The sequence below is a fragment of the Pseudonocardia tropica genome (genome assembly GCF_040105315.1).
Taxonomy (GTDB): Bacteria; Actinomycetota; Actinomycetes; order Mycobacteriales; family Pseudonocardiaceae; genus Pseudonocardia; species Pseudonocardia alni.
In genome coordinates this window covers 28,736-47,764 of sequence record NZ_JBEDNP010000014.1, presented here as the reverse complement: position 1 = coordinate 47,764, position 19,029 = coordinate 28,736, and the positions used below count along the sequence as shown (strand labels likewise).

Sequence of the window (19,029 nt, the reverse complement as noted above, 5' to 3'; positions counted from 1 at the left end):
GATCGCGTGGACGACGACAGCCGTGACCGCCCGTCGGTACCGACCAGCCGCTCCGAACGGGCGCGCACGGCCGCGCTCGAGGCGGCACTCGCGCTGGCGGCGGAGCTGCCGTACCCGCAGGTGACGATGGAGGCGATCGCGGCGCGTGCCGGGGTCGGCAAGGCCACGCTCTACCGACGCTGGCCGCGCCGGGGCTCCCTGCTGGTCGACGCCGTGGCCCACCGCAACGCGCACGCGGCCGTCGGTGACGGGGGGATCCCGGACACCGGCGACCTGGCGGCCGACCTCACCGCGGTGCTGCGCTCGGTCGTCGACGAGCTCGCGGTGCCCGCATGGGACGCGCTGCTGCGGGCGCTGTGCGTCGAGGCGCTCGTCGACGCCGCGGTCGGTGCGCAGGTGCTGGAACAGGTCTTCGCCCCGCAGATCGCCGTGTTCGCCCACCGGTTCGCGACGGCGAGGACCGCCGGGCACATCGACGCTTCCGTGGGTGACGTCGAGGTGTTCGAGCTGTTCGTCGCGCCGGTCTTCCACCGGTGGCAGCTGCGGACGGGGGCGCTCGACCACGCCTACGCCGACGCCGTCGTCCGGCGCGCGTGCCACGCTCTCGCGCCCGCGGCTACGACGAGAAGCGGGGGTGCAGGGTCGGGGCGCTCCGGTCGTACTCCGCGAGCCACTCCCGGCCCGCGGGGGTGAGCCGCACCTGCCGTAGACCGCCGTCCGGACCACCGGCCGGTTCGATGTGGCCCAGCTCCCGGACGGTCGCGGCGAACTGCAGCGCGATCGACTCCTGCACCTCGGAGACCTCGCCCGTCCCGAAGACGACGGCGGCCGGGGCGGCGTCGTCGCCGCCCGCCTCCACCCGGCGCAGGAACTCGGCGAGCCGGGAGTCGGACTTGGCGCTCATGGGGCGACGGTAACCGCCCGGACCGGCGTCGCGGGGATCATCGAGGCCGCTCACCAGCCGGACGACGGGGCACGCGCGAACCCGGCAACGCCCGCTCGCGCGGCCGCCCCCCCGGGAGCGACAGTCCCGGCGGGTCCGAACGGGTCCGTCGGCAGGGCCGAACGGGGACCATCCCACGTGACGGCGACCGCGTTCCGTAACCGCCACGCGTCCGACTCGTTGAATCGGCACGGCTACCAAGGGGGGCGTCGTGTCAGGACCGAGATGGGACCCGGACTCGGGTCGGTGGGTGCTCGGGGACGAGTCGTCCCCGGTGGCCCGACGCGGGCGGCGCCGATCCGTCGAGGTGATGGACCGGTCGGACGGCGCCGTCCAGCCCTTCGCCCGGGACCTCTCGCCCGAGGACCTCGTCGCCGGGATCGTCTTCCCGTCCGCCCGGGAGCCCGAGGCCCGGCCGGCTGCGGCTCGCGGTCGTCGGTCGGACCCCGTGGGCGATGCGTCGCCGCGCTCCAAATCGATCACGGAGCGTGACAGCGACGGTCGGCCGGGGGCGGGTCGGATCGACCGCGGTCCGCGGCCCGGTCGTCGGCGCGCACCGGAGGGTCCCGGAACGGGCACCTCCTCGCCCGACCTGCGCCCCGGGGGCGGGCACGCGACCGGGACCGCCCCGGACGACCCGGGGCCGGGGGTCGGGCCGCCGACCGTGGCGGTCCCGCCCGGACACGACCACACCGGTCGTCCCCGCCGTGGCGGACGTCGTCGCGCCGACGACGGTGACCCTCCCGCCTCCGGGGCAGGTCCGTGGGGCGGACCGGGATCCGGCCCGCGCGACAGCCGGACGTGGCTCGACGGCGGGCCCCCGCAGTCCCTCTGGGACGACCGCGGCGTGCCCCCGGTCGAGGCGCGTCCGACGGACCCGCACGACCTCGGCTACGACCCGCGCGAGCTTGACCTCGACCCCGGTCCGGACGTCGGCGGGCCCCAGCACGTCCCGGCGCCCGACCACGACGACCCCGAGGGTCCCGCCGACGACCCGCCGCGCCGTGGACGGCGACGCGCCGTGCCGGAGGACACCCGTCGTCGCCGGTGGCCGTGGGTCGTCGGCGTCGCCGCGGCCGCCGCGGTCGCGGTGCCGATCGGACTCGCCGTGTTCGGCGGCACCGAGGACGAGACCCCGGCAGCGTGGCGGGAGGGCACGGTCGCGTTCGGGGCCTCGACCGGTGGCGGCCGGCCCGGCGCCGTCCCGGCCACCGACGCCGCCACGGCGCCCGCGGCGGCCCAGATCACCTACGAGGTGACCGGGACCGGCTCGGGGGTGACGATCACCTTCGGCCGGGGCACCTCGGTCGCCCAGGTCTCCGGGGCGGCGCTGCCCTGGGAGCGCACCTCCCCGGCGGCCGGGGAGCCCACCGACTACTCGGTCACCGCCGCCGGTGGGTCCGGTGAGCTCGCCTGCCGGATCCTCGTCGACGGCGCCGTGATCTCCGAGGAGTCGGCCGACGGCGACTACTCCGCGGTGTCCTGCACCGGACGCCGCTGACGTCGCCGCCGTCGGGGGTGGGCCGGGAGACCGTCAGTGCGGCGTCTCCCGGAACCGCTTCCGCGACGCCTCCAGCTCCGCCTCGGCCGCCGCCCGGTTCGCCCAGTCGGCGCCCTCGACGCTCTTGCCCGGCTCCAGGTCCTTGTAGATCTCGAAGAAGTGCTGGATCTCCTGGCGGTGGAACTCGGGCACGTGGTGGATGTCGCGCAGGTTCTCCAGCCGGGGGTCGTGGGCCGGGACGCAGAGCAGCTTGTCGTCGCCGCCCGCCTCGTCGGTCATCCGGAACATCCCGATGGTGCGCACGAGCACGAGGACGCCGGGGAACAGCGGCTCGCCCGTGGTGACGAGCAGGGCGTCGAGCGGGTCGCCGTCCTCCCCGAGGGTGTCCTCGATGAAGCCGTAGTCACCCGGATACTGAGTGGCGGTGAACAGCGTCCGGTCGAGCCGGATGCGCCCGGTCTCGTGGTCCACCTCGTACTTGTTGCGGCTGCCCTTCGGCACCTCGACCAGCATGTCGAACTCCACGGGCTCCTCCGATGCGTTGGGCGTCAGGTGAAGGAGATACACGCTCGCCCGGCGGGGCGCACCCCTGCGGAGGGACGGGGACCCGGTCGGGCGGTCAGTATCGGAACGGATCCGTCCCTCGCCCCTCGCGAGGCGAACGTCGCCTCGGATCGCTGCAGCTCGACCCGGGAGCGCTCAGGACCCTGGACGGTCACCGACCCCGCGGACCACCCGGCCCAGCCGGAGAAGTCCAGGATCGCGGCCCCGGTGAGCGGGTCAGCGGTCCGAGCGCCCGCAACCCCGCCGAGCAGGTCGGCAGGACGCGCCTCCTCCCTGCGGTGGAGACGTGAATCGTCCTCCGGACCGATTCGCCGGACCGCGACGACGGGCAGGCTCGGTCCCGTCCCCGAGCCACCTGCGAAAGGTCCCACGATGACGACCGAGAGCCCGGCCATGGTCCGGCTGCGCGACGCCGTCGGCCGCACCGTCGCGGCCGGCACCGCCCGCGCCACCCTGCTGATGGACATGTCCGGGACCCGCGCCGTGGGCGAGGCGCTCCCGCGGCGACGGCGCCCCCTCCCGGCCCTGGCGCGGGCCGTCCTGCGCCGGGTGCCGCGGCAGGTCGTCACCAGCGGTGTCCTCGACCTCACCCGGCGCCGCGCCATGGTGGGCCACGACCACATCGCGTTCGTGCAGATCGAGGACCGGGTCTGGAGCGGGCGGCCCGGCCGCAGGCTCGACCGGCTGGGTCTCACCGATCCCGGCCGGATCGTCACCCCGCTGGCGGCGTTCGACCGGCTCGCCGACGTCACCGACGCCCACGACCACGGTGTCGTCGCCGACCGCGGCGAGCGGTGGCGACGGCTGACCGTCACCACCGGCGACGGCGAACCGGGCGAGGTGTGGCTCGACGGCGCCCACGTGCGCCGGATCCGGCTGCCGGAGCAGCGCCAGGACTCGACGACGGTGACCCTCGACGCGTTCGGCACCGACGTCGACGACCGCGACTGGACCCGGCTGCCCGGCTGAGGGCGCGGGTCGGCCGGCGGCCGCGGCCATCCGCTCGTCGTCCTGGTGGCGAGGTCAGGGTGTGTACTCAGGACGCCACGACGCTCGCCGCCCGGAACGTCTCGCCCGGCATGGCGCGGCGCAGCTTCCAGGTGATCGCGATCGGCTTGCTGCCCTGGTGGGAGACGTAGCGGCAGGCACCGAGGCACAGGAACGGCGCGCCCGGGCCGATGTCGTCGCCGGGGGAGTCCCGGACGAACAGCACCACGTGGCTGCCCTGCTCGGCGTGGGTCAGGTAGCGCCGGCCCATCCCCGTCTCCGGGGAGGCCGCGTTCTGCGACTCCCAGTGGAACAGGTCGGGCTGCAGCGCGAAGTCCCGGTACATCGTGGTGGGGGAGAAGTCCCGCTCGGTCTTGTGCAGGTTGACCAGCAGCGCGTCGACCCGGGGGACGTCGGCCCAGACGACGCCGGTCGCATGCCCGGATGCCTTGCGTGCGAAGGAGGCCCAGTCCAGCGCGGCCAGGATCTCCTCGCGCCGGTAGTGCGCGTGGCTCTGCAGCGGCACGTTCTGCAGCCCCTCGCCCAGCGAGCGCGGCAGGTGCCGGGCCTGGTCGAGCGTGTACGCGGTCAGCTCGCGGATCTCGGCGCAGACCGCGGGGTGGCGGCGCAGGTGGTCGACCCCGGCCTGGTAGCCGTCGAACCCGCCGCGGTCGGGCCAGAGCTGGAAGAATAGCATCCGGGCCAGCCGCTGCTCGCGCTCGGTCAGCTCGGCGTAGCCCGGACCGGCCGGGTCGGCGACGCGGGCGTAGACGGCGGCCCGTTCGGGGTCGTCGACGTGGGTCAGCACGGCGAGCCGCCGGAGCAGTGCGGTCTCGTCCGGTCCGGCGGCCGGGACGGCCAGGCCCGCGTCGCGGCGGAGCGCCGTCCAGGAGCCCTTGCCGCGGTAGACGTCGGCCGGCTCGCCGCCGGACTCGCGCAGGTAGCGGGCCAGGGCCGACTCGCCGTGCGAACGGACGTCGGCGACGAGGTCCTTGCGGGACAACCGGAGCCGGCTGCGCACGTTGTCCAGCACGATGTCGCGGGCGACCGGGTCCAGCACCATCGCCGAGCCGGACGGCAGGAACGGGAAGCCCTCCTCGACGTCGCGGACGACCCCGGCCCGGCTGCTGCCGGTCAGAGCCCGGAAGCGCAGGTCGAAGCGGAACTCGCGGCGGTGCTGGCCGATGAGGTCCAGAACGGTGAGCACCGCCTTGTCCGGCGCCCGGCGCAGCCCGCGGCCGAGCTGCTGGAGGAACACCGTCGCGCTCCGGGTGGGGCGCAGCAGCAGGACGGTGTCGACCTGCGGCACGTCGAGGCCCTCGTTGAACACGTCGACGGCGAACAGGCAGTTCACCCGACGGTCCCGCAGCCGCCGCAGGGCGTCGTCACGGTCGTCGCGGGCCGTCTGCCCGGTGACCGCCTCACTGGGGATGCCGGCCTCGGTGAACACCCGCGCCATGTACTCGGCGTGCGCGACCGAGACGCAGAACCCGAGCGCCCGCATCGCGGTCACGTCGGTGACCTTGGCGCGGGTCTCGCGGATGACCTTGGCGGCGCGGGCGTCGTTGCCGGTGTAGAGGCGGTCGAGCGCACCGGTGTCGTAGCTGCCGCGCTTCCACTCGATCCCGGTGAGGTCGATGTCGTCGGCGACCCCGAAGTAGTGGAAGGGCACCAGCAGGTCCGCCGACAACGCGTCCCACAGGCGCAGCTCGGCGGCGGTACGTCCCTCGAAGAACAGGTCACGGACGTCGACGCCGTCGGAGCGTTCGGGGGTCGCGGTCAGACCGAGGAACTCGGCGGGCCGCAGGTGGTCGAGCAGCGCGCGGTAGGTGGGCGAGGCCGCGTGGTGGAACTCGTCGATCACGACGACGTCGAAGTGGTCGGGTGGGATGTTCTCCACCCCGTAGGACGCCAGTGACTGCGCGCTCGCGAACACGTGGTTCCAGCGCTGCGGGCGGTCCCCGCCGACGTGGGTCTCGCCGAAGGCGCCGTCGGCGAGCACGTTGCGGTAGGTGCGCCGGGACTGGTCGAGGATCTCCTTGCGGTGCGCGACGAACAGCAGCCGCGGGTGGGCGTGGCGCAGCCGCGCGTAGTCGAGCGCCGCGACGACGGTCTTGCCGGTCCCCGTCGCGGCGATGACGAGGTTGCGGTGCCGGTCGTGCACCTCGCGCTCGGTCGCGAGGGCTTCGAGGATCTGCTCCTGGTGCGGGAACGGGCGGACCTCCAGCCCCGACAGGGGGGTGGTGTCGTCCTCACGACGGCCCAGGGCGTCGGCGAGACGCTGGGAGTCGGCGGGCAGGTCCGGGTCGTAGGGGACGAAGTCGGGCGCGGCCCAGTAGGAGTCGAACGTCGAGGTGAACTTGCGGATCAGCTCCGGCGTGGCCACCGAGGACAGCCGGACGTTCCACTCCAGACCGTCGACGAGCGCGGACCGCGACAGGTTCGAGCTCCCGACGAACGCGGTGTCGAAACCGGAGTCGCGGCGGAACAGCCACGCCTTCGCGTGCAGCCGGGTGGTCGCGCTCGCGTAGCTGACCCTCATCTCGGCACCGTGCCGCCGGACGAGCTCGTCGACCGCCCGCTGCTCGGTGGCACCCATGTAGGTGGTGGTGATGACCCGGAACGGAACGCCGCGCTCGTGCAGCACGTCGAGCTCGGTCTCCAGCAGCCGGATGCCGTGCCAGCGGATGAACGCGCACAGCAGGTCGACCCGGTCGGCGCTGGACAGCTCGGACTGCAGCGCGGTGTGCAGCCTGGGCTCGCCGGCGGCATTGGTGAACAGCGCCGCGTCCGACAGCGGGGTCAGGGGGCGCCGGACCTCGTGCACCCCGGGGGCGATCTCCCGGGTGAGCGCGATGAGCTGCTGCAGGTCGGCGGAGACCTGTTCCTCGCGCTCCACCTGGGCGAGCAGCCGGTTGACCAGCGCGACCCGCTGCTCCGGGTCCCGGCCGGCGAGCGCCTGCTCGACGACCCCGGCCACGTGCCGGGACAGCACCCGCGGCTGGGTCGCCTCCTCGACCTCGTCCCAGCGCGGGGTCAGGTCGCCGACGGCGGCGAGGGCGGTGTCGAGCCGGGCGGTGCGCAGGCGTTCGTGCGCCCCGGCGCGCAGGGGTTCGCTCACGCCGTCAGCTTGCCGGGTGACCCCGGCGGACACGCGGCCGTCGCGCATCGTCGCCGGCCGGCCGGCGTGTCACCCGGCGGTGGTGATCACCCCCGCGCCCGCTTCATGATCACGACGATCTCGAGTGCCTGCCCGTTGCCCGACGAGGGCACCAGGGTCCCGACCGCCTCCCACCCCTGCGTCCCGAGCTCGTTCAGCTCCTGCTCCATCACGGCGTAGTCGAAGCCCTTCCAGCCGAGCTTGTACTTCAGCAGCTTGTGGTCGAACATCTCTCTCCCTCTCGATCACGCGGTGGACAGCGGTCAGTGCTCGGTCCGCAGCAGCGCCGCGACCCGGACGAGGACGTCGACCTGGGCCGGGTTGTACAGCTCGTGCATCGCCGCGTTCGTCGTCTCGGCGAGCACCCGGGCGCCGCGCGGGGCGTCGTCGTCCGGGCCGCGCAGCTCCGGGTGGGCGTCGGTCACCCGTCGCACGTGCGGCAGCATCCGCTCGGCGAGGTCGCGGCGGACGTCCTCCCCGGCGTCGGCGTGCAGCGCGTCGAACTCGCCGTCGGTGGGGTCGGCCGGCATGTCACGCAGCAGCGCGCCGTACGCGGCGAGCTTGCGCGGCCCCATCACCCGGGTCATGAGCAGCACCAGCGAGCGGTCCGCGTCGGTCAGCGACGACGCCTGCGCGGGTGCCAGCTCGACCGGCAGGTCCGCCGGTGCGCGCCGCTCCAGGATCGCGGCGAGCTCGACGCGCGCCCGCTGCAGCCGGTCGACGGTGGCGGCCAGCTCGGCGTCGAGCGTGCGCAGCGCCTGCTCGGGGTGGTCGCGGTCGTCGAGGGTGTCGGCGATCTGCGGCAGCGAGAACCCGAGATCGGCCAGGCGCTTGATGCGCAGCAGGCGGACCAGGTGCTCGACGCCGTACTGCTTGTAGCCGTTCGCCCGTCGTGCGGGCTCGGTCAGGAGCCCCACCTCGTGGTAGTGCCGCACCGCCCGCAGGCTGGTGCCGGCCAGCTCGGCGATCTCCCGGGTGCTCCACGTCATGGGGCGAGCCCACACCGTGCCGTCGCGGCACGGTCAAGCCGACAGTGACCTGAACCACACGACGGGCCCTCGGGCTTGAGTGTGCCGTGGCGGCACGGCCTTCCCTCGTTGCAGCACATCACGACGAGGGAGGACGGCATGACCATGACCGAGCCGCAGCACGACAGGACCCGCGACCGCGCCACCCCGAGCCTGCTCGACCAGATGGGCGGGACCGCGGGGTTCGTCTACTCGACGATCCCGGTGATCGTGTTCGTGACGGCGAACGCCTTCCTGTCCCTGCCGCTGACCATCGGCATCGCCGTCGCGACCGGTCTGGCCCTGTTCGGGTACCGGCTGCTGAAGCGGGAGAGGTTCAGCTCGGCGGTCGGCAGCCTGCTCGGCGTCGCGCTGGCGGCCGGGATCGTCGCCTGGACCGGGTCGGCGCGCGACTTCTTCGTGATCGGCATCTGGGCCTCGCTGGCCGGGTTCGTCGTCACGGCCGGGTCGCTGCTGGCCCGCAGGCCGATCACCGGCGTGATCTGGAACGCCGTCCACGGGGGCACGCACCCCTGGCGCTCGACGCCCGCGGTCCTGCGCGCCCACGACCTCGCCACCGGTGCCGCGGCGCTGGTGCTCGGCGCGCGGTTCGGGATCCAGCAGTGGCTCTACGTCGCCGAGGCCACCGGCGGGCTGGGCATCGCCCGGGTCGCCATGGGCACCCCGCTGACCGTGCTGGCCGCGCTGGTGGTCGTCTGGGCGTTCCGGCGCAGCACCAAGGCCCTGGTCCGGTGAGCACGCTGCGACGCAGCCCGGCGCTGTGGCTCGCCGCCTACGGGCTGACCCTGCTCGGCGGCGGGATCATGGCGGCGGTCCTGCCGCTGCTGGTCCTGCAGCGCACCGGGGACGTGCTGGCCGCGGGCGTGCTGGCGACGGTGACGACCACGGCGTCCGCGCTGACCGGGCTGGTCTCGGGGCTGGTCGTCGACCGGGTCGACCGCAGGCTGGTCACCGTCGTCGCCGGGGTCCTGGGGGCCGCGGTCGTCGCGGCGCTGCCGGTCGTCGACGCGCTGTGGGGGCTCGGCATGACCGCCTTCCTGGTGCTCGGCGTGCTGGGCGCGGTCGTGCGGGTGCCCGCGATGACCGCGCAGGAGGTCCTGCTGCCGGCACTGGTCCGGCTCGACCCGCGGCCGGGCCGGCTGGACCGGCTGATCGCGCTGCGGGAGAACCTGGCCAACGTGCTGCTGCTGGCCGGTCCGGCGATCGGCGGCCTGCTGGTCGCCCTGGCCGGCCCGGCGTCGACGGTGCTGGTGGTGACGGCGGCGACGAGCCTGCTCGCGGCGCTGACCGCGGCGCTGCTGGACCCGCGGGCCGGGCGGGTCGAGGTGGTTCTGCGCAGCGCTCCGGGGGGTGCGGTGCGCAGGGCCGTGCGGGATCTCGCGGCGTCGTGGGTGTTCCTCGCCGGGCAGCGGCTGGTGCTCGGGGCGACGCTGGTGTCGGCGGTGCTGGTCGCGGTCATCGCGGCCCTGCAGACGACGCTGATGCCCGCCTACTTCACGGCGCTGGACCTGCCCGCGCTCGCCGGGCTGACGCTGAGCGCGCTCGCCGCGGGCGGGCTGGCCGGCTCCGTGCTGTACGCGGCGCTGGTGAACCGGGTGCGGCGCCGGACCTGGTTCGTGTTCGGGATGCTCGGCTTCGGCACCGGGTTCGCGCTGGTCGGGAGCCTGGCCTCGCCGTGGGTGGTGCTCGGCGCCGCCGCGCTCGTGGGGTTCACCAACGCCCCGGTCGGCGCGGTGCTCGGGGTCCTCACCATCGAGGCCACCCCGGACGCCCTGCGCGGCCGCGTCCTCGGAGCGCAGAACACCCTGCTGCTCGCCGCGCCCGCGCTGACCGCGGCGCCGGTCGCGGCGCTGGCCTCCGCGGTCGGCCTCGGCGCCGCCGGGATCGCGCTCGCCGCGGTCGCGGTCGGCACCGCGCTCGTCGCGCTGGTGGCGCCCGCGTTCCGTGACCTCGGCGAACCGGGTGCGGCCGACGTCGACGTCCCGGTGCCGACCGCGGTGGGGGTCCGGTGAGCCGGCGGCTGCGGCCGCTGCGCCGCCACCAGATCCTGACCCGCTCGCTCTACGCGGCGCATCTCCCCGAGCCCGGTGGGCCGGGTGCGATGTGGACCGTCGAGGTCGACCAGGCAGAGGACTGGGACGCGCGCCTGTACCGCGACGGCGAGCAGGTCGCGCGGGCGGAGATGCCGGCGTCGCTGCCGGTGCCGGGCGGCCGGATCGAGGTCGACGCCGGCCTCTACGGCATCACCCGGATGCACCTGGTCACCGACGACGGCGGGGAGCGGCGGCTGCCCCCGGTGCCCGGCACGCTCGAGTACCGCCGCGCGCGGCTCGCCCGCCGCTCACCCGCGGTGAGCCGCACGATCGCCGCGGTCGCCGTGGTCGTGCTGCTCGTCAACCTCGTCCTGGCCGTCCCGGTGGGGCTGGAGATGCTCACCGGCATCGACGCCGTCGCCGCACGGTTCGGGACCTTCACCTCACCGTTCACCCTGCCCGGCTGGCTCAACACGGGCCTCCTGGTCGCCGGCGTCCTCGCCGCGGCCGAGCGCGCCCTCACCTGGCGCCGCCACCGCGTCGTCGACGCCGAGACGATCTGGACCGCGCTGTGACCCGCACCCCGACCCCGGAGACCACCATGGCCCTGCCCGACCGGATCCCCGCCCGCGACCTGCTGCGGATGCCCGACCGCACCGCCGCCACGATCTCCCCGGACGGCACCCGCATCGCCTTCCTCGCCCCCTGGAAGGGGCGCCTGAACGTGTGGGTGACCGACGTGGACGGCGGTGACGAGCGCTGCGTCACCGCCGACGAGACCCGCACCGTGCTGCGCTACCTCTGGACCGACGACCCCCGCCACCTGCTCTACCTGCAGGACACCGGCGGCGACGAGAACTGGCACGTGTTCCGCGTCGACCTGACCGCGCCGGACGCCCCCGCGGTGGACCTCACCCCGTTCGAGGGCGCGACCACGTTCGGGATCGAGCAGCGGCCGGACCGGCCCGGGACGCTGCTGCTGCAGAGCAACGCCCGCAACCCCGTCGAGTTCGACCTGTGCGAGCTCGACGTCGCCACCGGGGGGATGACGGTGCTCGCGCAGAGCCCCGGCGGGGGAGCGGGCTGGACCCTCGTCGGCGACGAGCTGCTGCGCGAGACCCTCACCGAGGACGGCGTCGCACAGGTGTGGCGCGGCGACGACCTCGTCGCCACCTTCGACGGCGCCGCCCACCCGCTCGGCGTGTACCCCTACGAGCCCACCCCGGACGGCACCGGCATCTGGGTCGGCACCCACGGCGACGGCGATCGGCTGCACCTCGGCCGGCTCGACACCACCACCGGCGAGGTCACCGAGGTCGACCGGCACCCCGAGCACGACATCGACGTCCGCGCGCAGATCTTCCCCAGCCTGCCGTCGCCGCTGATCCGGCACCGCGGCACCGGGGAGCTGCTCGGCGTCCGCTACCTCGGGGCCCGCCAGGAGATCCGCGCGGTCGACCCGGGCTTCGCCGAGGTCCTCGCCGCGCTGCGCGGCCTGTGCGACGGTGACCTGTCCGGGGTCTCCGGCGACGTCGACGGGCGCCGCTGGGTCGCGACGTTCGCCCACGACCGCGACCCGCAGACCTGGTTCCACGACCGCGCCACGGGGGAGTCGCGGCTGCTGTTCCGCCCGCGCGCCGACCTCGACCCGGCCGCGATGGCGCCGATGGAGGCGGTCACGGTCACCGCCCGCGACGGCCGGGACATGCTCGCCTACCTGACGCTCCCGGTCGGCGTCGCACCCGAGGGCCTGCCGCTGGTGCTCATGCCGCACGGCGGGCCGTGGTCGCGGGACTGGTGGGGCTTCGACGCGAGCGTGCAGCTGTGGGCCAACCGCGGCTACGCCGTGCTGCAGCCGCAGTTCCGCGGCTCCTACGGGTTCGGCCGCGCCCACATGGAGGCCGCGGTCGGGGAGTTCGCCGGCGCCATGCACGACGACCTGGTCGACGCCGTCGACTGGGCCGTCGCCCGCGGGTACGCCGACCCGGACCGGGTCGCGATGTTCGGCGGGTCCTACGGCGGCTACGCCACCCTGGTCGGGGTCGCGTTCACCCCGGACCGCTTCGCCGCGGCGGTGGAGTACGTCGGCATCTCGAACCTGGCGGACTTCCTGCGCACCGTCCCGGAGTTCACCCGCCCCGGCCTGGTCAACAACTGGTACCGCTACGTCGGCGACCCCGCCGACCCGGCGCAGGAGGCGGACATGCTGGCCCGCTCGCCGATCACCCGGGTCGACGACATCCGCACCCCGCTGATGGTGGTGCAGGGCGCCAACGACGTCCGCGTGGTGCGCGCCGAGTCCGACAACCTCGTCGCCGCGCTGCGCGGACGCGGGGTGGACGTGGAGTACCTGGTGTTCGACGACGAGGGCCACGCCATCGTCAACCAGGAGAACCTGGTGACGATGTTCGAGACGGCCGACCGGTTCCTGGCCACCCACCTGCGCGGGCGCTGATCCACCGGCGCAGGAGTGGGGTGCCGGATCCCGGGTAGACCTCCGCCGTGACCCCGATGCTGCTGACCCCGCCCGGGGTCTACCGGCCGCAGTCGGACTCGGAGATGCTGGCGCGTGCCGTCGCCGTCTCCGGTCGGGCCCGTGGCGCCGTGCTCGATCTCGGGACCGGCACCGGAACCGTGGCCCTCGCCGCGGCCCGGTGCGGCGCCGGTGCCGTCACCGCGGTCGACCTGTCGCGCCGTGCCGTGGCCGCGGCCCGGCTCAACGGGCGGCTGCACCGCGCACCGCTCACCGTGCACCGCGGCGACCTGTTCGGCCCCGTCCGCGGCCGCCGGTTCGCCCTGGTCACGGCCAACCCGCCGTACGTGCCGTCGCGCACCGACCGGCCGGCCCGGTACCGCCGGGCCCGCAGCTGGGACGGCGGCCTCGACGGCCGGGTGGTGATCGACCGGATCTGCGACGGCGTCGCCGACCACCTGGAGCCGGGCGGTGTCCTGCTGATGGTGCACAGCGCCGTGTCCGGGGTGGAGGCCTCGCTGGAACGGCTCGCCGCGGCCGGGCTCGCCGCCCGGGTCGCCGACCGGACCCGGATCCCGCTCGGCCCGGTCATGCGCGCCCGCGCCGCCCTGCACGAGGCCCGCGACCTGGTGCAGCCCGGCGCCGTCGACGAGCAGCTCGTCGTGATCGAGGCGCTCCGTGCCGTCTGAGCCGACCCGCGTGACGCTGACCGACGACGGCCCGGTGCTCGTCCGCGGACCCGTCGAGATCGAGCTGCCCGACGGCACCCGGGTCCGCTCGCAGCGGCCGGTGACCGCCCTGTGCACCTGCCGGCGCACCCGTCGTCCGCCGTTCTGCGACACCAGCCACCGCACCCGGGTCCGAGAGGAGCGCGGCGCGTGACCGTCCTGCCGCACACCACACCCGGTACCGGGATCGCGCCGCTGCCCGCGGCCCGCGGCCCGCTGTCGGCCGCCGTGCTCGCACTGCTGCGCGGCGACCCGGCCGGGCTGCCCGGCCCGGAGGACGCCGACCCGTGGGGCGAGGACCTGCACCTGGCCCTGCACTGCTGCTACGAGCTGCACTACCGCGGCTTCGCCGGGGTCGGCGACGAGCACGAGTGGGACGTGCGGCTGCTCGGGCTGCGCGTCGGGATGGAGGAACGGTTCCTGGCCGCGCTGCGCGCCGCCGTACCCGCCTCCGACGACGTCGCCGGCGCCGTCGACGCGCTGCTCGTCGAACCGGTCGGGCCGGGTGCCGAGACCGGCGTGACCCACCACCTGCTGCGCCGCGGCGAACTGTGGCAGCTGCGCGAGTACGTCGTGCACCGCTCGATCTACCACCTGAAGGAGGGCGACCCGCAGGCCTGGGTGATCCCGCGGCTGCCCCCGGCCGCCAAGGCGGGCCTGGTCACGGTCGAGCACGACGAGTACGGCGCGGGCGACGCCGCCGTCATGCACGCCGTGCTGTTCGCCGACATGATGCGCGACCTCGGCCTGTCCGACGCCTACGGCGCGCACGTCGACGCCGTCGGCGCCGAGACCCTCGCCGAGGTCAACTTCATGTCGCTGTGCGGGCTGCGGCGCAGCCTGCGCGGCGCACTGGTCGGGCAGTTCGCGCTGGTGGAGCTGACGTCGTCGCCGGGGTCGGAACGGCTGGTCCGGGCGATGCGCCGGCTCGGCTGCGGCCCGGCCGCGGTCCGGTTCTACGACGAGCACGTGGAAGCCGACGCCGTCCACGAGCAGGTCGTGCGCCGCGACGTCCTGGCGCCGCTGCTGCAGACCGAGCCCGCGCTCGCCGCCGACGTCGTGTTCGGCATCCGGGCCGCGGGGCTGCTCGGCGACCGGCTCGCCGACCGCGTGCTGGCGCACTGGTCGGCGGGGGAGCCCAGCCTGCGCCGCCCGCTCGGGAGGGGGTCCGCGCGGTGACCGCCTCGCCGGTCGAGCTGGAACAGGGGTCCTTCTGGGACGACGTCGACGTGCTGCGTGCCCACCTCGCCGAGCCGCTGCCGCGGATCCCGCCCTGGTTCGGCTACGACGCGCTCGGCTCGGCGCTGTTCGAGCAGATCACCGACCTCCCGAGCTACTACCTGACCCGCTGCGAGCGGGGTCTGCTGGAACGGGACGGCGCCGACGTCGCCGCCCGGCTGGGCTGCCCGCGCGTCGCCGAGCTCGGGTCCGGGAGCGCGAAGAAGACGCGGCTGCTGCTGGAGCACTGCGCCCGCGCCCGGCCGACCACCTACCTCCCGATCGACGTCAGCCACGAGATGCTGGTGCACAGCGCCGGGCGGATGGCCGACCTCCCGGACCTGACGGTCACCGGGCTCTGGGGGCGCTACGAGGCGGGCCTCGACCGGCTCCGCGGGGAGGGCGGGCCGCCGTTGGCGGTGCTGTTCCTCGGCGCGAACATCGGCAACACCACCGCCGACGAGCGCACCGCCCTGCTCGCCCGGATCGGCGCCACGCTGCGCCCCGGCGACGCGCTGCTGCTGTCCGCGGACCTCGTCAAACCCGCTGCGGTGTTCGAGACCTGCTACAACGACCCGCCCGGGTACGACGCCTTCGCCCGGTTCCGGCTCAACCACCTCGACCACCTCGCGCGCCGCTTCGGCGGGGTGGTCGACCTCGACGGTCTGCACGCCGTCGCCCACTACGACGCCGCCGCCGGGGTCGTCGACGGGCGGCTGTGGGCACGCCGTGACCAGACCGTCGCGCTGCCCGGGCTGGACCGGGTGCTGGACCTCGGCCGCGGGGACAGCGTCAACGTCGGGTTCTCGGCGAAGTTCGAGCACGACCGGCTGCTCGCCGACATCGCCGTGCACGGGCTGCGGGCCGAGGCCGAGTGGGTCGACGACGGGCACCGCTACGGGCTGTTCCTGTTCCGGAGGGCCTAGAGGAGCAGCACGACCTTGCCGGTCACGTGGCCGCCCTCGACCAGCGCCAGCGCCGCACCGGCGTCGTCGAACGGGCGGGTCTCGCGCACCAGGGGGTCCAGCTCCCCGTCGGCGACGAGCCGGGCGAGCGTGTCGAGCACCGCGGTGCTGCGGTCGCGGGTGACGTCGCGCCCGCCCAGCTGCGCGACCAGCGGCTTGTCCGCGATCGAGTACAGCGTCGCGGGCGGGACGAGCCCGGCCACCGCGCGCAGCGCGTCGCCGCCGACCAGGTCCAGGGCGCCGTCGACGCCGCCGGGCGCGGCCGCGCGGATCCGGTCGGCGACGCCGTCGCCGTAGGCCACCGGCACCGCACCGAACCCGGCGAGCAGGGCGTGCTTGCCGGGGCTCGCCGTGCCGACGACGGCCAGCCCGCGGCGGCGGGCCAGCTGCACCAGGGGCAGGCCGACCCCGCCGCCCGCCCCGTTGACCAGCAGCGTCGCCCCGGCGGGCAGGTCGAGGTTCGTGAGGGTGTCCCAGGCGGTGCCCGCGGCGACCGGCAGCGCCGCCGCCTGCTCGGGGGAGACCCCCGGCGGGCGGTGCGCGGCGAACCCGGCGGTGACCCGCGCCCGCGGCGCCCAGCCGCCCTGCATGTCCGGGCAGCCGCCGAACACCTCGTCGCCGGGGGCGAACCCGGTGACGCCGTCGCCGACCTCCAGCACGGTCCCGGCGACCTCGCGACCGAGCACCGCGGGCCCGGCGACGCCGTAGTCGCCGTCGCGCATCCGCCGGTCGCCCGGGTTGACCCCGGCCGCCCGGACCCGCACGAGCAGCTCACCCGGCCCGGGCCGGGGCTCCCCGACCTCGACGGACGCCTGCTGCTCCGGGCCACCCGCCGCCACGAACCCGTACCCGCGCACCCGCCACCTCCGTGATCGGTCCCGGGCGCCCACGCTACGTCCGGCGGGCCCGGGATGCGCGAAGATCACGATCCGGTATATCGTTAGCATGTGCAACGAACTGTGCCGACGGCGTCCGACCGCCTCCTCCGGGCCCGCGACCGGTTCGTCGCCTCCGACCCCGGTCTCGTCCGGCTCGTCTCGGCGGTCCGTGCCGTGCTGGCGATCGCCACCACGCTGGGCGTGGAGTACCTCGTCGCGACGACGACGGGCACCCCGCCGCTGGTGCCGATGATGCTCGGGGCGGTGGTGGCGATGCTGGCCTCGTTCGGGATCTTCGACGCCACCCGCGCCGGGCGGGCGGTCACGCTGTGCTTCCTGGCCCTGTCGATGCTCGCCGGGATGGGGGTGGCACTGCTCGTCGACCGGAACCGGCTCGCGTCGCTGACCGCGTTCGTCGTGGTGGTGTTCGTCGCGGTCTGGGTGCGGCGCTTCGGGCTGCGGTTCTTCGTCTGCGGCATGGGCGGGTTCATGGGCTACTTCTTCGCCCTGTTCCTGACCCTGCGCCCGGAGATGCTGCCCGGGGTGGTGTTCGTCGTCGCGGTCGCCATCGTCTGGGTGATGCTGCTGACGCTGGTGCTGCTCCCGACCCGCAACGACCGGGTGCTCCGCCGGATGCTGCGCTCGTTCGAGGCGCGGCTCGCCGGTCTCGCCGGGACCGTGCCGGCCCTCGACGGGCACGCCCCCGGCACCGCCGAGCGGGAGCGCGCCGAGGCCCGGCTGGCGAGCCTGCTGGTCCGGGTGAACGAGGCCGCGCTGGTCATCGACGGGCAGCTGGGGACCCCGGCCGCCGTCGCCGACGACGCCGCCGCCCGGATCGTCCGCCGGGCGGTGTTCGACGCCGAGCTGGCCGTGACCGCGCTGACCCGGGTCGGCCCCGGCGCCCTGGACTGCGACGACGCCCGCGCGGTCCTCATCGCGCTGCACGGCGGCCGCTGGGACGCGGTGCGCGAGCGGGCCGGACGGGTCGCCGACCGGGTGGCGGCCCCGGGGCCGCGCCGGCTCGCCGTCGACGCCACGGTGCTCGCCGACGCCCGCGCCGACTGGACCGCCGCCCTCGCCACGGTGCGGGAGGGCGACTCCGGCACGGTGCCGGAGGACACCGCCGCCCCGACCGTCGGGGAGGCGTCCGCGTTCGCCCCCGCCGTCCAGCTGTTCGGGGGCAACCTGCCCGGCTCGGCGGGCACGGTGACCCGGCTGCACCGCCCGCCGGACCCCGGCCGTCCCGCCTCGCGGCTGTCGTTGACCACCCGCCAGGCCGTGCAGGTCGCGGTGGCCACCGCGGTCGCGATCGCGGTGGGCGACGCGCTGTCCGAGCAGCGCTACTACTGGGCGGTGCTGGCCGCGTTCATCGCCTTCACCGGCACCGCGACCGTCGCCGAGACGGTGCGCAAGGCCGCGCACCGCATCGTCGGCACCATGATCGGTCTGGTCGGCGCGATCGTGCTGGTGCCGGTGCTGGGACCCGACGTCGCCGGGGTGCTGCCGGTGATCCTGCTCAGCATCTTCGGCGCGCTCTACCTGTTCCGGCTCTCCTACGCGCTGATGATCTTCTTCATCACGTTGATGCTCGGCGAGCTCTACGCGCTGCTCGGCACCTTCACGGTGGACCTGATGGTGCTGCGCCTGGAGGAGACCGTGGTCGGCGGTCTGATCGGCTGCGCGGTGTCGGTGCTCGTGCTGCCCACCCGCACCCGGTCCGCCGCCGAGGAGGCCCGCCGCGGGCTGCTCGACGCGCTGGCCGAGCTGCTGGGGACGGTCGACCGTGCGCTGCGCCGGCCCGGCCCGTGCGAGGACCTGCGTGCCGGGGCGCGCGCACTCGACGCCGCGCTGCACCAGACGCTGCTGCTGGGGCGTCCGCTGACCCGGACCTGGGTGGGCTCCACCCACCGCGACGTCGTGCACGGGCTGACCGCCTGCACCGCCGTCGCCGAGCACGCGCGGCGTCTGGCCCGCTCCGCCGAGGGGGTGTCCGGGACCCCGGCGCTGACCGCGGGCTGCGCCCGCCTCGCGCAGCTCACGGCGGACGCCGTCGCCGGGCGGCCGGTGCCCGCGGGCAGCTGCGCGGCCGTGCTCGACCTGCTGATCGGCCCGGCGGGCGGGACCGGGCGCGGCGCCGCGCTCGCCCGCGAGGCCGGGCTGCTGGCCGCCGAGCTCCCGGCGCTGCTGGAGACCGGCGACGACGGGCCCGTCCCGGCCACGGTCGGGCGGGTCCGCGGACCCGACGGCACACCCGCCGCGGCGACGGTCACCGTCGTCGACGGGGCGGGCCGCCAGCTGGACCGCGTCACCACCGCCGACGACGGCGGGTTCGCCGTCCGTGTGCCGGCCGGGACGCACCTGCTCGTCGCCGCACCGGCCGTCGCCGGGCCCGCGCCCTCCGGCGAGCACGTGCACCTGGCGCCGGGGACGGTGCTGCCGGACGTGGTGCTGGCCGCGCCGCCCTCGCGTCCGGTGCCGGTCGCGGCGCACGGCCCGGCGCGCGGTCCGGCGCGGGTCGTCGGGCGGCGGGGCTGCCTGACCCACGGCTGAG

The 19,029-nt window shown here is 75.5% G+C and carries 18 protein-coding genes; 12 read left to right on the top strand and 6 right to left on the bottom strand.

What is annotated here, in order from left to right:
* Positions 1–6: 6 nt before the first annotated feature.
* Positions 7–693: a TetR/AcrR family transcriptional regulator gene (locus WHI96_RS21280; protein ID WP_345651303.1), complete on the top strand. Its 687-nt coding sequence runs from the start codon at positions 7–9 to the stop codon at positions 691–693.
* Here the strand turns inward: WHI96_RS21280 and WHI96_RS21275 are convergent.
* Positions 617–904 carry a hypothetical protein gene (locus WHI96_RS21275; RefSeq protein ID WP_345651300.1) on the bottom strand — a complete coding sequence of 96 codons (288 nt, stop codon included), beginning with the start codon at positions 902–904 and terminating at the stop codon, positions 617–619. The genes WHI96_RS21280 and WHI96_RS21275 overlap by 77 nt on opposite strands.
* Before the next feature lie 886 nt (positions 905–1,790).
* Here WHI96_RS21275 and WHI96_RS21270 point away from each other — a divergent pair.
* Entirely contained in the window at positions 1,791–2,444 is a 654-nt protein-coding gene (locus WHI96_RS21270) for an MmpS family transport accessory protein (protein WP_345651297.1), read from the top strand.
* Between the two features lie 33 nt (positions 2,445–2,477).
* Here the strand turns inward: WHI96_RS21270 and WHI96_RS21265 are convergent, their stop codons facing one another.
* Positions 2,478–2,969: an inorganic diphosphatase gene (locus WHI96_RS21265; protein ID WP_345651294.1), complete on the bottom strand. Its 492-nt coding sequence runs from the start codon at positions 2,967–2,969 to the stop codon at positions 2,478–2,480.
* Between the two features lie 411 nt (positions 2,970–3,380).
* On the opposite strand from WHI96_RS21265, the gene WHI96_RS21260 reads away from it, so the two are divergent.
* A complete protein-coding gene (locus WHI96_RS21260; RefSeq protein ID WP_345651292.1) occupies positions 3,381–3,977 on the top strand; it encodes a hypothetical protein in 597 nt (198 codons plus the stop codon).
* 67 nt (positions 3,978–4,044) lie between these two features.
* On the opposite strand, the gene WHI96_RS21255 is transcribed toward WHI96_RS21260, so the two are convergent.
* From WHI96_RS21255 to WHI96_RS21245, 3 genes are all read right to left on the bottom strand, one after another.
* Entirely contained in the window at positions 4,045–7,116 is a 3,072-nt protein-coding gene (locus tag WHI96_RS21255; protein WP_345651289.1) for a DEAD/DEAH box helicase, read from the bottom strand.
* Positions 7,117–7,202: 86 nt separating this feature from the next.
* Positions 7,203–7,385, bottom strand: coding sequence for a DUF4177 domain-containing protein (locus WHI96_RS21250; protein ID WP_345651287.1), 183 nt, complete (start codon positions 7,383–7,385; stop codon positions 7,203–7,205).
* Between the two features lie 33 nt (positions 7,386–7,418).
* Complete coding sequence (locus WHI96_RS21245) at positions 7,419–8,144, bottom strand: MerR family transcriptional regulator (protein ID WP_345651284.1); 726 nt, start codon at positions 8,142–8,144, stop codon at positions 7,419–7,421.
* A 138-nt stretch (positions 8,145–8,282) separates the two neighbouring features.
* Here WHI96_RS21245 and WHI96_RS21240 point away from each other — a divergent pair, with 138 nt between their 5' ends.
* Genes WHI96_RS21240 through WHI96_RS21205 form a run of 8 tightly spaced genes read left to right on the top strand, consistent with a single transcriptional unit; the run spans position 8,283 to position 15,561 of the window.
* Entirely contained in the window at positions 8,283–8,918 is a 636-nt protein-coding gene (locus tag WHI96_RS21240; RefSeq protein WP_345651281.1) for a DUF3159 domain-containing protein, read from the top strand.
* Positions 8,915–10,195, top strand: a complete 1,281-nt coding sequence (locus tag WHI96_RS21235; protein ID WP_345651278.1) for an MFS transporter — start codon at positions 8,915–8,917, stop codon at positions 10,193–10,195. Before WHI96_RS21240 ends, WHI96_RS21235 begins: the two co-directional genes overlap by 4 nt.
* On the top strand, positions 10,192–10,791 hold the full coding sequence (locus WHI96_RS21230; RefSeq protein ID WP_345651276.1) for a hypothetical protein: 600 nt from the start codon (positions 10,192–10,194) through the stop codon (positions 10,789–10,791). The genes WHI96_RS21235 and WHI96_RS21230 overlap by 4 nt, the downstream gene beginning before the upstream one ends.
* Positions 10,788–12,671 (top strand): S9 family peptidase, encoded by a 1,884-nt coding sequence (locus tag WHI96_RS21225; protein ID WP_345651273.1) that lies wholly within the window; start codon positions 10,788–10,790, stop codon positions 12,669–12,671. The genes WHI96_RS21230 and WHI96_RS21225 overlap by 4 nt, the downstream gene beginning before the upstream one ends.
* A gap of 56 nt (positions 12,672–12,727) precedes the next feature.
* Positions 12,728–13,378 carry a HemK2/MTQ2 family protein methyltransferase gene (locus WHI96_RS21220; RefSeq protein WP_345651558.1) on the top strand — a complete coding sequence of 217 codons (651 nt, stop codon included), beginning with the start codon at positions 12,728–12,730 and terminating at the stop codon, positions 13,376–13,378.
* Positions 13,368–13,571, top strand: coding sequence for a CDGSH iron-sulfur domain-containing protein (locus WHI96_RS21215; protein ID WP_345651271.1), 204 nt, complete (start codon positions 13,368–13,370; stop codon positions 13,569–13,571). The genes WHI96_RS21220 and WHI96_RS21215 overlap by 11 nt, the downstream gene beginning before the upstream one ends.
* Positions 13,568–14,596, top strand: a complete 1,029-nt coding sequence (locus WHI96_RS21210) for an iron-containing redox enzyme family protein (RefSeq protein ID WP_345651268.1) — start codon at positions 13,568–13,570, stop codon at positions 14,594–14,596. The genes WHI96_RS21215 and WHI96_RS21210 overlap by 4 nt, the downstream gene beginning before the upstream one ends.
* Positions 14,593–15,561, top strand: a complete 969-nt coding sequence (locus WHI96_RS21205; protein WP_345651265.1) for an L-histidine N(alpha)-methyltransferase — start codon at positions 14,593–14,595, stop codon at positions 15,559–15,561. The genes WHI96_RS21210 and WHI96_RS21205 overlap by 4 nt, the downstream gene beginning before the upstream one ends.
* Here the strand turns inward: WHI96_RS21205 and WHI96_RS21200 are convergent.
* Positions 15,558–16,457: an NADP-dependent oxidoreductase gene (locus WHI96_RS21200; protein ID WP_345651262.1), complete on the bottom strand. Its 900-nt coding sequence runs from the start codon at positions 16,455–16,457 to the stop codon at positions 15,558–15,560. The two genes, WHI96_RS21205 and WHI96_RS21200, sit on opposite strands and share 4 nt — an antisense overlap.
* Before the next feature lie 90 nt (positions 16,458–16,547).
* On the opposite strand from WHI96_RS21200, the gene WHI96_RS21195 reads away from it, so the two are divergent.
* Positions 16,548–19,028 carry an FUSC family protein gene (locus WHI96_RS21195; protein ID WP_345651259.1) on the top strand — a complete coding sequence of 827 codons (2,481 nt, stop codon included), beginning with the start codon at positions 16,548–16,550 and terminating at the stop codon, positions 19,026–19,028.
* Position 19,029: the final 1 nt, after the last annotated feature.